This is a genomic window from Staphylococcus sp. HMSC059F04 (assembly GCF_001812565.1).
Taxonomy (GTDB): Bacteria; Bacillota; Bacilli; order Staphylococcales; family Staphylococcaceae; genus Staphylococcus; species Staphylococcus lugdunensis.
The window spans coordinates 72353-86022 of the sequence record NZ_KV809483.1 but is presented as its reverse complement, the minus strand read 5'-3'; the positions used below and the strand labels follow the sequence as shown (position 1 = coordinate 86022).

The window sequence follows — 13670 nt, the reverse complement described above, 5'->3', positions numbered from 1 at the left end:
AAAGCATTTCGCCAAGCAAAGCAAGTTGGGGTGGGGCCCCAACAGATAGGCCTTCGAAAAGAAAGCCATCGGACAAATCAAGTTAGGGTGGCTGAGACGGCATCCTAGGAAAGCGAAGCCATTCAATACGAAATATTGTGAAAATAGAGAACAGCAGCAAGATATTTTCTAATTGAAAATGATCTTACTGCTGTTTTTAGGAATTTATATCCCAAACTCGCATATATTTTATGACTAGATTATATACTATTTTTTATTTTTCCACCAAAATTATTTTGTTGTTCCTCTGTATTCAATTCTATGTGGCAAAATCACATTAGGTTCATCAATAGGCTCGTCATTCATATATTTCGTTAATAGGCGCATACCAACTGCACCAATATCATACAATGGTTGAATCACACTTGATAATTTTGGTCTAACCATCTCAACTAAACGCGTGTTGTTAAAACTTACAATTTGTAAATCTTGAGGGACTTTCACACCTTTGTCTTGAGCACTATGCAAAATTCCAATTGCTTGCTCATCACTAATGACTAAAATAGCATCCGGATGATGGCCTTGTAACTGTTCAAATGCATGTACACCTTCTTTATAACTTTCTTTTCCAGTAAGATGTAAAGCATCGTCAAGTTTAAGTTGATGCTCCCTTAGAGCCTCGCTTAAGCCATCAAGTACATCATCTTGGGCCTTTTTCGAATAATCTCCACCAACAAGCGCAAACTTAGTTGCACCATTTTGAATAAGTTGTTCTGTCACTTCTTTGGCAGCCGATTTAAAGTCAATATTAACTGATGCAATTTGATCGTCTTTTCCATTTGTTCCCGAAACAACAACGGGCACTGATGATTGACTTATTAAATCTTTTATCTCATCTGAAATCGTACCACCTAAGAATATAATACCGTCCACTTGTTTACTTAATAAATTATTGAATATCTCTTTTTCTTTTTCAGGATCATTATCTGAATTAGAAATAATAGAATGATATTTGTACATCGTTGCAATATCTTCTATACCTCGAGCCAATTGTGAATAATAAATATTTGAAATATCTGGAATAATTACACCTACTGTTGTTGTACGTTTACTAGCTAATCCGCGAGCAACTGCATTAGGTCGATAATTTAAGCGCTTTATCACTTCATTGACCTTTTTACGTGTTTCTGGTTTTACGTTTTGATTACCGTTAACCACTCTTGAAACGGTTGCCATGGATACTCTGGCTTCTCTAGCAACATCATAAATTGTAACTGTCATAGCGTCCTCCTGTAAGCGGTTTATTTATTATTATATCGTGTTTTCATTTCATTTTCAAAGTTTAACACAAAAAACTTATGTATTAAATATGTTTTAATTTCGTTCACATATCTGTAAAAAATATTTACTAATTAAAATAAATACCTGCCATAGTGATTCATTAATATGACAGGTACTTGAATTCAGCTAATAACTATTTTAACTTTTTGCTATTATATAATTCAGAAAGTGGTTTAAGTTCGCTGTAAAATGCGTCAAACTCATCTAAGTCCATTTGTTGAGCACTATCACTCAATGCAACAGCAGGGTTAGGATGAACTTCGGCCATTACACCGTCAGCACCAACTGCTAATGCTGCCTTTGCAGTTGGTAACATAATGTCCTTTCTACCCGTACTATGTGTTACATCTACCATAACAGGTAAATGTGTACCTTGTTTAAGAATTGGTACTGCAGAAATATCTAATGTATTTCTTGTAGCTTTTTCATATGTGCGAATACCACGCTCACATAAAATTATATTTTTATTTCCTTGAGAGGCAATATACTCAGCAGCATATGTAAATTCTTCAATTGTTGCTGAAAGCCCTCGTTTTAGTAATATAGGTTTATTTGTACGACCAGCTTCTTTTAGTAATTCAAAATTTTGCATATTACGTGCACCAATTTGGAAAACATCTAAATAATCATCCGCAAGTTCAAAGTGAGCAGGATTAACGATTTCACTAACAATATTTAATACAAATTTTTCTTTGACATTTTTTAATATTTTAAGCCCTTCTAAACCGAGTCCTTGGAAATCATAAGGTGATGTACGAGGTTTAAAAGCACCACCACGTATGAATTTTTCACCTTTTTGTTGAAGATTACGAGCTACAGCATCTACTTGTTCTTGTGATTCAACGGAGCATGGACCAAAAACAAATGATTTCTTACCATCTCCAATAATGCCACCATTTTTAAATGTTACAACTGTATCTTCTGGCTTTAATTTTCTTGATACATATAAATGTTTTTCATTTTCTGATTTTTGTAAATCTGTGGACGCTTTAAAAATTTCTTTAAATAACTGTTTAATTACATTATCATTAAAAGGACCTTGATTTCGATCTAATAAATCGTTTATCATCTCTTTTTCACGTTGTGGATCATAAACTCTCGTACCCTGTTTTAATTTTTCTTCACCAATTTTTTGCGCCAATTCCCCACGTTTGGACAACAAATCTAATATTTGATTATTAATCGATACAATCTCTTCTCTGTATGATTCTAATTTATTACCCATAAATACTCACCTCAAAATTCTGTTTTAACAATTAGTGTCACTTTAAAGCGATAAAATTATTAATATTAAACTCTATTTTAACAATTCTTTTTTTATTCTTCAACCTCATACGATCTATATTTTTAGAATTTTCTGATATTAATAGCATAAAGTAAAAAGGTATCTCCATTATAACTTAATTATAGATGAAGATACCTTTAAATATTTAATCATTGAAAGTACGTTTATCAATTTTACTTTTAGCTTTTTCTACACGTTGTGCTTGTTTAGGTGTTGATTTACGTTCATTTTTAGTTGAATTATCCTGCTGAATCGACTTTTCTTCATGCGTAATTACGCCATTATCAAAATGTGCTGACTGATGCGTTTGTTGGTCTTTAATTTGTGCTTCTGGTTGATTTATTGAAGGCTTTGTAACTAAATTTGGAACACGTTCAACTTTCACAAATTTTAATTCTGGTTCAGTTAATAGCGCTTTTGTTTTAGCCGTAACAGAGCTATCTTGTTCCATTTTTTGAGCTTTGCCTTTTGCTGCTTGTGCTAAACGCTGTGCTTGATTATTTGCCATCATCTTTTTAGTTTTATTAGAAGGCGCTTTTAATGCATCGTTTGTTTCGTGTTTTATTGCTTGTTGCTGTGCTGCTATTTCTGTGGCACTCGCTTCTTTTTTATTCTCTTCTTTTGCTTCTGCTTTAGCTTGTTGAATCTCTTGTGCTTCTGGTGAATCATCTTTTAATGTATCATTTACTTCTTCTTTAATAGCTTGTTGTTGTGCTGCTATTTCATCTGGTGAAATACTATTTTGTTGTTTAAAGTCATCTATCTTGCTTTTTATAGCGTTAAAATTCGTTTCAGCTTGTTCTTTTATATTAAGATATTTCTGTTCTAATTCTTGTTCTTTCTTTTTAAGTTCATCTATTTTTTCAAAACCTTTATTTTTATATAATAGACCAATCGTTGAACCAATAATTGCGCCAGTAATAAAACTTACTACAAAGTCTTTTCGTTTTGGAACTTCATTAGAATAGGGCGTTAAATTTTGATGTTGGTAACTATCATGAGATAAAATATCACCTGAATGTGTATGTTCAAGTGGTTGTTGATTAAATTTTTGACTCATTGTAACTCCTCCTATAACAAATGCACTTAAACAGGTACAAACCTCATTTAAGTGCATGAAATTACATCTTATTAAAAAGTTTTCTCTACAAAAGTTAAGCAGCTTTATTTAATGGATTTTAGTGTCATCAGCTACGGAACTTGTTTTGTAGTTTGAACTTTCTCTACGATAGTGTCTGTTTTGCCATTTATCTGCAATTTCCATTGCAACATTGGACCATTGCACTACTTGAGAAATTTTATCTTCATTTTGAGAGATATTGTGAGTAATTGAATTTGTCACTTTATCAATTGAGCCATTTAAATTTTGAACAGAATCGCCAATACCTTTAACAGCATCAACAACAGAATTTAAACGTTCAACTTTACCTTGGATATCCTCTGTTAAACGATTTACTTTGTGAAGTAAATCTGTAGATTCACGTGTAATACCTTGAACTTGGCCTTCAACACCATCAAGAGTTTTTGCTACGTGATCTAAATTTTTCTTAACTGACATTAACACAACAACTACACCTATACATAAAATTAAGAATGCAATTGCAGCGATAATTCCAGCAATTGGTAAAATCCAATCCATTAAAAACGCCTCCTAAATACCTATTAAAAATGTCATTAGTATTAAATACCCATGAGAATAATGTATAAACATATTAAAAATTATTTGTTATACCTAATTTGTGTTCGTATGCACGTTGTATTTTTTGTATATCACCAGCGCCCATAAATAAAATCACAGCATTATCAAATTGTTCTAATATGTCAATATTATTTTCGTCTATTAATGCAGATCCGTCAACACGTTTGATTAAATCTTGAATCGTTAAGTCTCCTGTGTTTTCTCGAATAGAACCAAAGATTTCACATAAAAAGACATGATCAGCCTTGCTTAAACTATCAGCAAACTCATTTAAAAATGCTTGTGTTCTAGAAAACGTATGCGGTTGAAAGACTGCAATGACTTCTTTATTTGGATATTTCTTTCTTGCTGTTTCTATTGTAGCACTAATCTCTCGTGGATGGTGTGCGTAATCATCAACTAATATTTGTTGATCATATTTAGTTTCATTAAACCGACGTTTGACACCACCAAATGTTTCAAGTGCTTCTTTAATATTTGCAACATCCATATCTTCTAAATAGCTAATTGTTATTACTGCAAGCGCATTTTGAATATTATGATTGCCATATTGTGGTGTTAAGAAGTGATTGTAATATTTGCCATTGATGTATACATCAAATTCAGTACCTTTATCAGTAATTTGAATATCATTGGCATATACGTCATCTTTATCACTTAAACCATAATAATATATTGGGATATCCACGTTAAGTTTACGTAAATGTTCATCGTCCCCCCAAGCTATAATTGCTTTTTTTACATTATTAGCCATCTCTTGAAATGCATCAAAAACATCTTCTACATCTTTAAAATAATCAGGATGATCAAAATCGATATTTGTCATAATAGCATAGTCAGGACGATAGCTTAAAAAATGTCGACGATACTCACATGCCTCAAAAGCAAAGTAATCGCTTTGAGGTATTCCCAAACCTGTGCCATCTCCAATTAAAAATGATGTCTTTTTATCACCATTCATGACATGTGATAACAATCCAGTTGTTGATGTTTTCCCATGTGCGCCTGTAACAGCCACAGAGGTATATTGATCGATAATGTGACCAAGGAAATCATGATATTTAATAACGTCTAGTTTTAAATCATGCGCTCTAACAACCTCTTCATGAGTGTCTGGAAAAGCGTTTCCCTGTATGACTACCATACCCTCTTTTATATTTTCTGCACTAAAAGGTAATATTTTTATGCCTTTGTTTTTTAATGCTACTTCAGTAAATACATATTTTTCAATATCAGACCCTTGAACTTCATGTCCTAAGTCATGCATGATTTGCGCTAAAGAGCTCATGCCAGCGCCTTTTATACCAACAAAATGATAATGCGTCATATCACTTATACTCCTTTATTCATTTAATTATTTGTTATATCAGCTTCTGTTATCAATACATCTCTAGGTTTAGAACCATTTGCTCCTGTTATATAACCTAGTTGTTCTAATTGATCGATAATTCGTGCTGCACGATTATATCCAATTTGGAAATGTCGTTGAATTAATGACGTTGATATATGACCTTCTTTTATCATAAATTCACATACATCCTCAAATAATTCGTCTTGAGCTTGTGATTGATTTTTCTTTAATAGTTCCTTTTCCTCAAATAAATAATCTGGTTCGCGTTGATGCTTAATAAAATCTACAACACCATCAATTTCATCGTCAGATACAAATGTACCTTGGACTCGAATTGGCTTGTTCATTCCACTGCCGAGATATAGCATGTCACCATATCCGAGTAAACGTTCTGCACCACCACTATCTATGATTGTTCGTGAATCAACGCTTGATGAAACCATAAAGGCAATACGCGTAGGTATGTTAGCTTTAATCAAACCAGTAATAACATTAACTGATGGTCTTTGTGTAGCAACTAGCATATGAATACCACATGCTCTCGCTTTTTGAGCAATTCTAGCAATAGACTGCTCTACTTCTTGTGGCGCTATCATCATTAAATCAGCAAGTTCATCTATAACTATGACAATTTTAGGAATACGTTGTTCATAAGATGCTTTTTTATTAAATGCAGTAATATTTCGAACGTGATATTGCGCAAATAATTTATAGCGTCGTTCCATTTCTTCAACAGCCCATTTCAGACTTTGTGTAGCAGCCTTAACATCTGTAATTACTGGTGAAACTAAATGAGGTAAATCATTGTACGGTGCTAATTCTACCATTTTAGGGTCAATTAATAGTAACCGCAATTCTTCTGGATGGTTTTTATACAATAAAGACATTAATATGCTATTAATGCATACGGATTTACCTGAACCTGTTGCACCTGCAATTAAAGCATGTGGTGTTTTAGCGATATCCATAAGCAACGGTTCATTATTAATTCGATTACCCATTGCTACAGTTAATTTTGATTCAGAATGCTTAAAATGCTCAGTCTCTAATATTGATTTTAAGTTTACCTTCGTGGGGTTTTGATTTGGAACTTCAATACCAACTAGACTTGTACCAGGAATTGGCGCTTCGATACGTATATCTTTGGCTGCAAGTGCCATTTTGATATCATCTTGCAATGCAGTAATTCTTGATACCTTAACACCCTTTTCAACAGCCAATTCAAAGCGTGTTACACTTGGTCCAACTGTAACATTCTTCACTTCTGCTGGCACATTGAAATAATAGAATGCATCATTAAGCTCTTGCTTTTTGCTATCAATCCATGTTTCATCAATTTCTTGTGGTTGAGCATCATTTAAAATATCTAAATCCGGTAACTTAATGTTCGGGCCTCTCCGTATCATTGTCTGTTCAGATTTTGCAGTTATATTATTGATATCATTCTTAGATTGTTTTATTTCACCATCAGGTTGTGTCGCATTTACATTTGCCTGTATATTAATGGAATCGTCTTCTAAATCTTCATTTTGTGGATATATATCTTGACTTAGTTCATCAGTGTTTCTTTCTATTACGTTATGATTACTTTCATGATTTTTAGCGACATTGTTTTTGTCTAATGTTTGTGATGTCTGTGGAGTTAACTCTGGCACATTAACTTGTTTTTCTTGTCTTTTGGCTTGTTGATCCATCATTCTTTTTCTATCAGATGGTGTCATAACGACGTTAAATGGTTTAGACCCTAGCTTAATATTGTTCTTATTTTGTGCTTTTACAGCATATGTTGTGTCATGATTATGCTCTTTATTCGTTGCTGATTTTTTCTGTTGCAACTTAGTTGTGCTGTGTTGTGCACTTTGTTTTGAGTCGATGTCGTTATGTGACTCATGATTTCGATATGCATGACCTTGTTTAATTGTAGAACTTTCTCTATTATCACTGTTTGAACGCGTATTATTGTCATCAGCAGTTTTAGTCGAAATGTCAGCCTGCTCTATTTCATGATATTCTGCATCTGTAATGTCATTGTCTATCAAATGATCATCTTGATGTTTATCACTGTGTTGTTCTCTGTCTAACATATTTTTATGCTGTTCAGCTTCTAATGTTTCTTGGTCATCCGATTGCTGAATGTTATTTGAGCTTTTATCAGCAGAAACATCAGTAATGTCTGACACATTAACTTGATCATCTGTTAATTCTTGAATTTGTTGAATATCATCTAAAGCTATTTCCTCATAGTGATAATCTCTTTTTTCATCGTTGTTATCATTATGAGTATCTTCGGAAGTATGCTCAGCTTGCCGATTATTATCTTTTAACGATGTATCGTCATTAAGCGAACTTTCACCCGTATAACGTTCAGCTTGTTTGGCATACATGGCATCTATGGCTTTTTGTATGTCATCATCTTGATGTTGTTTCTGCTGACGTTTATCTTGCAATGCCTTTTTAAATCGACGTTTTTGTAACACTTTGCGTTCTCTTTCTTTACGTATTTCTTCAACAATCTGAGAAGCATAAATGTTTTCGATATTTATAGTATTATTTCGTGCGGGTTGGCGTTTTTTTATAATATCATCGCGATGCGTTGTCTCATCATTGTGTTGACTTTGTTGATTCGTATTTTCAGTCTGAGTTGACTGCACTGGTTGCTGTGTATCTCTTTTAACTTCAGTTTGTTGTTTATCGTTATTTCGGCTTTCATCATCACGTTTATCATGCTCAACATCAGGAATGATACCATTTTCAATTGGACGTCTTTTTTTTGTTCCAAAAATAGCTGAAGGAACTTCACTAGCTTTAAAACTATGTGCTTGATATGTAGGTTTCGCTTCATTTGCAGACGATTTGATCCGCTCAGATTGCAATTTAAAGCGTGGTTTAGTGCTTGAATAATGCGAATGCGGTGATGTCTGTTGTGTTGCATATGCTGATGCTTGCTTCTTTAATCTGGATTGACTATCTGCATGTGATTGTTCTTTGTGTCTGTCATCATGTGAAGATGTTGCGCGTTGCCCACTTCCTGTATAATTTCTATGTCTACGGCGGTGTGTATGTGCTTGACCAGGTGTGAAGTCAGATTGATATGTTTGTCGACGGCGATTATTGTTACGCTCATTAACGTTATCGGTTGATGAAATATCATCTTGAACTTCATTATCTGAAATATTCATAGGAAATCGAAATTTTCCTTTTGGTCTTTCGTAGATATCATTATTTTCAGGAAGTAATGAGTCTTCGCTATTTAATTGATGCTTTGAATGTTGACGACGCATTTTACGAAAAAAGACATCACTATCTGAATGATTATTTTCGCCAAATAATTTATCGAACCAGCTCATATACTCACTACCTTCCTACTTTTATTCAAAAAATGCTTGTCCAATTTGGTAATTATCAGATAATACCAAGATGCCTTTCTCTTGTGGTGCATTCGGCAAGTTAAGTTCTTTCATTGAACATACCATACCGCTTGAATCAACACCTCGTAGTTGCGCATCTTTAATAACCATACCACTAGGCATAACAGCGCCAACTTTAGCAACAACAACTTTTTGCCCAGCTTCTACATTAGGTGCACCACAAACAATTTGCAATACTTCTGTTGCAACGTCAACAGATAAAATACTTAGCTTGTCTGCATTAGGATGCTTTTCTTTTGTTTTCACATAACCCACAACAAATTTTGGAGATAAATCAGCATCTAATTGATATGAATAACCAGCTTCTGAAATGACTTGTTGCAATTTGTTAAGTATTTCCTCTGTTAATTTAATATTACCCACGTCTTGAATATGAAAATAATGAGAAAAATTGAAAATATTAAAACCAACAACAGCGTTATCTTGTGTTAATTGAACAACATTTTCTTTGATTTCATAAGCAACGTCACCTTCAACAGGATTTATTTGTAGAAATGCCACATCTCCAACGCCTTTGGGATTGTAAAATAAATTCATCATTTAAAACTCCTCTATATCGCTTTAGTATTCTTTATGATTAAACTTTTTTCTATTTGCTTCTAATCTCTGTATAACATTAGGATCTCTTTTTTGTTTGTTATTTTTACCTAAAATAAAAATCGGTTCTAAGTGACCTTTACTATATCCAAATGATAAGGAGGTAATAGGTACTAATCCTTTAGTGAAAAATTCCATCGTTAAATGAGCCATCACATCATAGCCAGTTTTATTTCTTATATCAGCAATGATAAGCACATCTTGATGTGGTACAGCTACAAGCATTTCACCTTCACACTGTTGTTCAAATTCATTAAGTAATTTTGTATTTAATATACGGCTAGCATCATATCCATCGTTTGAATTAATAAAATAAAATATATTACCTTTCACTTCGTCAGTGGAATAAGAACATTCAAGCTTACGCAAATTAAATAAAGACATTTCTTTTACTTGTTGTGTCGTTATATTCATTTGTTTTAGCATACTTTCATCAATTAAACGATAAGATTTGCCTAAGTCAACAGCGTAATAAACGTTTGTTTCAGCTGTATGTTTATCAATTACAAATGCACTTCCATCCTTAGTCTTTTTCTCAAAACTTGTGGAACGAATAACTGGCATGATATTTATATCAGAAATTTGGTCTAATCCTTGGTCCTGCATTTGTGAAATCGCCTCTGTAACATAGTAGACAATTTCATCAATAATTTTATTTTGTTGCTCTTCATACTTAGCAACTATGGCATTTAATTTAATCGTAACGCCTTTATGATTATCATTTCTATAGATACGTAGAGTTTCTTCTTCACGATCAAACTTAAAATCAACGTCTAAATATTTTAATCGTTGCTTTAATTCGTCTCTCATCTTAAAGACGTTCATCTTTACACCTCAATTTCACACCATTTATTATTTTACAATAAATATAGCCTTAATTACAGAAAAATTAAGCGATGTTGACTGCTAAAATAATATTTTAACAATATTGTGCTAAAAATTCATCAATCTGGGCAATTGATTTGCGTTCTTTACCAATATATGAACCTAACATATCACCATCTTTAAACACTAAAAAACTTGGAATTCCCATAATATCGTATTTTACACATAAATCTATAAAACGATCTCTATCTACTGAGACAAATTGAAATTGTGGATACTTATGCTCTAAAATTGGCAAATCTGGTTCAATGATTTTACAATCTGGGCACCACCCCGCAGTAAACTCAAATACGACATTACTTTGCTTTAATTTATCAAATTGTTGTTCAGATTCAAGTTGGATCATAATTTAATTCTCCCTTAAATTTCATATTGTAATTCATTAATTTGATGACGATCTAAGTTAATCACAGCCTCCATTAAAAGCTGTCGTGCTGAAAAATAATCTCTAATATCAAACACAGCATCCGTACTATGAATATAGCGCGCACAAACACCTATGACCGCAGTAGGTATACCCTGATTCGCCTTATGTATTTCTCCCCCATCCGTACCACCAGGTGACATATAATATTGATAATTTATCTCTTTTTCATTCGCTAATTTCAATAGATAATCTCTAAAAATTGGTTTTAAGATCATTGTGCCGTCTTTAATTCGAATTAATGTCCCTTCACCTAATTCACCGGACAAACGTCCTTTGCCTTTTACATCATTAGCTGGTGAACAATCAACAACAAATGCAATATCTGGTTGAATCAATTCGGCAGATGCTCTTGCACCACGTAAACCTACTTCTTCTTGCACATTCGCACCAACATATAAATCCACATCTAATTCAACATCTTTTAATAATTCTAATATTTCAATAGCAAGGACACACCCATAGCGATTATCCCATGCTTTTCCACTAAATCGATATTCTGACAGACGTGATAATGTTGTTGCTGGCACTATAGAATCACCAATTTCAATACCGCGTTCACGGACTTCTTCAGCACTAGTTGCACCTATATCTAGTAGTAAATCATGTATTTTAGGTGCAGCTTCATTTCCAGTGCGGAAATGTTTAGGAATATTAGCTACAACCCCTAATATTTGATCACCTTGACGTGTTTTGATAGTTAGTCTTTGCCCTTGCCAAATATCATTGGCAACACCTCCAAGATTTGTAAAGTGCAGCAAACCATTATCTGTTATTTCAGTAATCATAAATCCTATTTCATCCATGTGTGCAGCAATCATTACTTTTTTAGCATTGGCTGTATTAGACTTTTTCACTCCAAAAAATCCGCCTAATTTATTCTCTACAAAATGACTAATATAAGGTGTCATTTCAGCTTTCATATAGGCTTTAACATCATTTTCGAATCCTGGTGCACCATGCAACTCAGTTAGCGTTTTTATGCGTTGCAATGTACGATTTTGTTCAATCTCCACAAGAATCACGCTCCTTGATAGTTATTATATCATGTTAAATATGGTAAACTAAATTTATGAACTATTGATTTTGAGGTGCATTTTAACATGAAAGACATAAATAAAAAAATTTTAATTTCGCTAATTGTCCTTTTCACACTAATGTTAGTTACCCTACCTGTTCTTTTCTTAATATTAACACGTCAAAAACTCAAGCATCCTAATCAAGTGTTAAATGAGGTTAAGTCTTATTTTAGAAATGTTAAAGGTTCCTACATATTAGAAACACCATTAGTTGACGACGCAAGTTACCCTGGGCGAATTATATATCAAGGTGGTATCACCCAAGTTAAACATAATGAATTTACACAATATGAATTCTATATCGATGCCAAAAATGGTGAAGTGTTAAACATCGTTGAACTTTAATCTACATCAAAAGTGGAAATACGCTAACTTTATAGTTATGTCGTATTTCCACTTTTGTCATCGTTCTATTCTATCAATTATTGTTTGTGGATTTGATTGAAATTTGCAAGCAAAATATTGATGGTCATGATAATATAAAAACCAATAGTTATGATAAATAAAATAAGGAATGAGTCTTTCTTTCGCTCTAATTGATTCCATAGGATAATCATCATATGCGGACACCCACAGTGGATTTAAATGAGCATGAGTTGGAAAAATATCTGACATATGCACTGCGCTTTCACCATTGCTCTTTATTGTTACAATAGATAGGCCATTGCTATGACCTCCAACATGATGCATTTCAATACCTGGGAGCACTTCAATAGTATCTTCAAATAAAATAACATTCTGATCGTAGTCCCCCTGATTCTTCTTCCAATATGTCGCTTTACTTCGCAAGTTAGGACTAAGAAATTCATGCCACTCATCTTGCTGTATAATATGCATAGCATTTTTAAATATGGCATTGCCATCACAATCTGATAATCCAGCTGCATGATCAAAATGCATGTGGGTCATTAATACATAATCAATTTCATCCGTAGTTAAATGAAACTGCAATAAAGCCTTTTCAATATTGCTTTCATAATCAACGCCATAATTTTTAATTTGTTTTTTTGTTAACTTGGCATTGCCTAATCCTGCATCGATAATGATATTTTTTTCTCCAGTCTGAATAAGTATAGGATATGTAACAAGTGGAACTTGGTTATTATTATTAACACTATACTTTTTAGACCATAACGGTTTAGGTACTACACCAAATATAGCTCCACCATCCATTTTAGTTATACCGCCATTTAGCTGATTAATCATAAATTCGCCTAATTTCATATATTTCTCTCCTTTAATATGAAAAGCTGATTTATTTTTGTATACCCTATTTAGGTAACTTTATGTTCATGAAAGAAACTTGCTATACAAGGTCGACTTGCTGTGCTTGCTGAATTTCTTCTCGAAATCCTCTTTGTTGGAGCCCACCCCAACTTGCTTTGCTTGGTGAAATGCTTTTCGCATTTCTCTTTGTTGGGGCCCCACCCCCAACTTGCTTTGTCTGTTGGCTTTCTTTTTGAAAGCCTATTTGTTGGGGCCCCTGTCTTCACTTGTCTTGTACTCCAAAGTGTCTTGCTAAAATACGTCTCATTGATATGTAATTTTACATCAACATATTTAAAAAAGGCAGTTTCTATATTATTTCAATAGAAATTGCCT

The 13670-nt window shown here is 33.2% G+C and carries 12 protein-coding genes; 1 reads left to right on the top strand and 11 read right to left on the bottom strand.

Annotated features, from left to right (window positions below; translation table 11 throughout):
* Window positions 1-270: 270 nt before the first annotated feature.
* The 10 genes from ccpA to HMPREF2864_RS11750 all read right to left on the bottom strand — a co-directional run bounded on the left by ccpA (window position 271) and on the right by HMPREF2864_RS11750 (window position 12005).
* Window positions 271-1260, bottom strand: a complete 990-nt coding sequence (gene ccpA, locus HMPREF2864_RS11795) for a catabolite control protein A (RefSeq protein ID WP_002458835.1) — start codon at window positions 1258-1260, stop codon at window positions 271-273.
* A gap of 193 nt (window positions 1261-1453) precedes the next feature.
* Window positions 1454-2545, bottom strand: coding sequence for a bifunctional 3-deoxy-7-phosphoheptulonate synthase/chorismate mutase (locus HMPREF2864_RS11790; protein WP_070544772.1), 1092 nt, complete (start codon window positions 2543-2545; stop codon window positions 1454-1456).
* 205 nt (window positions 2546-2750) lie between these two features.
* Complete coding sequence (locus HMPREF2864_RS11785) at window positions 2751-3665, bottom strand: Maebl (RefSeq protein ID WP_070572244.1); 915 nt, start codon at window positions 3663-3665, stop codon at window positions 2751-2753.
* 108 nt (window positions 3666-3773) lie between these two features.
* Entirely contained in the window at window positions 3774-4244 is a 471-nt protein-coding gene (locus tag HMPREF2864_RS11780; protein ID WP_002458832.1) for a DUF948 domain-containing protein, read from the bottom strand.
* A 73-nt stretch (window positions 4245-4317) separates the two neighbouring features.
* A complete protein-coding gene (murC, locus tag HMPREF2864_RS11775; RefSeq protein WP_070544774.1) occupies window positions 4318-5631 on the bottom strand; it encodes a UDP-N-acetylmuramate--L-alanine ligase in 1314 nt (437 codons plus the stop codon).
* A 23-nt stretch (window positions 5632-5654) separates the two neighbouring features.
* Window positions 5655-9002 carry a DNA translocase FtsK gene (locus tag HMPREF2864_RS11770; RefSeq protein WP_070544775.1) on the bottom strand — a complete coding sequence of 1116 codons (3348 nt, stop codon included), beginning with the start codon at window positions 9000-9002 and terminating at the stop codon, window positions 5655-5657.
* A gap of 21 nt (window positions 9003-9023) precedes the next feature.
* The gene (gene ytpR / locus HMPREF2864_RS11765) at window positions 9024-9620 is read right to left on the bottom strand and encodes a YtpR family tRNA-binding protein (protein ID WP_037540620.1); all 597 of its coding nucleotides are present in this window, start codon (window positions 9618-9620) and stop codon (window positions 9024-9026) included.
* A gap of 24 nt (window positions 9621-9644) precedes the next feature.
* Window positions 9645-10505 carry a DUF1444 domain-containing protein gene (locus HMPREF2864_RS11760; protein ID WP_002458828.1) on the bottom strand — a complete coding sequence of 287 codons (861 nt, stop codon included), beginning with the start codon at window positions 10503-10505 and terminating at the stop codon, window positions 9645-9647.
* A gap of 94 nt (window positions 10506-10599) precedes the next feature.
* Complete coding sequence (locus tag HMPREF2864_RS11755; RefSeq protein ID WP_002458827.1) at window positions 10600-10911, bottom strand: thioredoxin family protein; 312 nt, start codon at window positions 10909-10911, stop codon at window positions 10600-10602.
* Between the two features lie 14 nt (window positions 10912-10925).
* Window positions 10926-12005 (bottom strand): M42 family metallopeptidase, encoded by a 1080-nt coding sequence (locus HMPREF2864_RS11750; protein ID WP_002492609.1) that lies wholly within the window; start codon window positions 12003-12005, stop codon window positions 10926-10928.
* A gap of 87 nt (window positions 12006-12092) precedes the next feature.
* Between HMPREF2864_RS11750 and HMPREF2864_RS11745 the strand changes: the two genes are divergently transcribed.
* Window positions 12093-12413 (top strand): PepSY domain-containing protein, encoded by a 321-nt coding sequence (locus HMPREF2864_RS11745; protein WP_070544776.1) that lies wholly within the window; start codon window positions 12093-12095, stop codon window positions 12411-12413.
* A 57-nt stretch (window positions 12414-12470) separates the two neighbouring features.
* Here the strand turns inward: HMPREF2864_RS11745 and HMPREF2864_RS11740 are convergent, their stop codons facing one another.
* A complete protein-coding gene (locus HMPREF2864_RS11740) occupies window positions 12471-13292 on the bottom strand; it encodes a YtnP family quorum-quenching lactonase (RefSeq protein ID WP_070544777.1) in 822 nt (273 codons plus the stop codon).
* Window positions 13293-13670: the final 378 nt, after the last annotated feature.

What these genes read in the sequence shown, in the direction of transcription:
- HMPREF2864_RS11780 (WP_002458832.1), bottom strand. Translation starts at nt 4,244, where the DNA reads ATGGATTGGATTTTACCAATTGCTGGAATTATCGCTGCAATTGCATTC.
- HMPREF2864_RS11785 (WP_070572244.1), bottom strand. Translation starts at nt 3,665, where the DNA reads ATGAGTCAAAAATTTAATCAACAACCACTTGAACATACACATTCAGGT.
- ccpA (WP_002458835.1), bottom strand. Translation starts at nt 1,260, where the DNA reads ATGACAGTTACAATTTATGATGTTGCTAGAGAAGCCAGAGTATCCATG.
- HMPREF2864_RS11745 (WP_070544776.1), top strand. Translation starts at nt 12,093, where the DNA reads ATGAAAGACATAAATAAAAAAATTTTAATTTCGCTAATTGTCCTTTTC.
- HMPREF2864_RS11760 (WP_002458828.1), bottom strand. Translation starts at nt 10,505, where the DNA reads ATGAACGTCTTTAAGATGAGAGACGAATTAAAGCAACGATTAAAATAT.
- murC (WP_070544774.1), bottom strand. Translation starts at nt 5,631, where the DNA reads ATGACGCATTATCATTTTGTTGGTATAAAAGGCGCTGGCATGAGCTCT.
- HMPREF2864_RS11770 (WP_070544775.1), bottom strand. Translation starts at nt 9,002, where the DNA reads ATGAGCTGGTTCGATAAATTATTTGGCGAAAATAATCATTCAGATAGT.
- ytpR (WP_037540620.1), bottom strand. Translation starts at nt 9,620, where the DNA reads ATGAATTTATTTTACAATCCCAAAGGCGTTGGAGATGTGGCATTTCTA.
- HMPREF2864_RS11790 (WP_070544772.1), bottom strand. Translation starts at nt 2,545, where the DNA reads ATGGGTAATAAATTAGAATCATACAGAGAAGAGATTGTATCGATTAAT.
- HMPREF2864_RS11755 (WP_002458827.1), bottom strand. Translation starts at nt 10,911, where the DNA reads ATGATCCAACTTGAATCTGAACAACAATTTGATAAATTAAAGCAAAGT.
- HMPREF2864_RS11740 (WP_070544777.1), bottom strand. Translation starts at nt 13,292, where the DNA reads ATGAAATTAGGCGAATTTATGATTAATCAGCTAAATGGCGGTATAACT.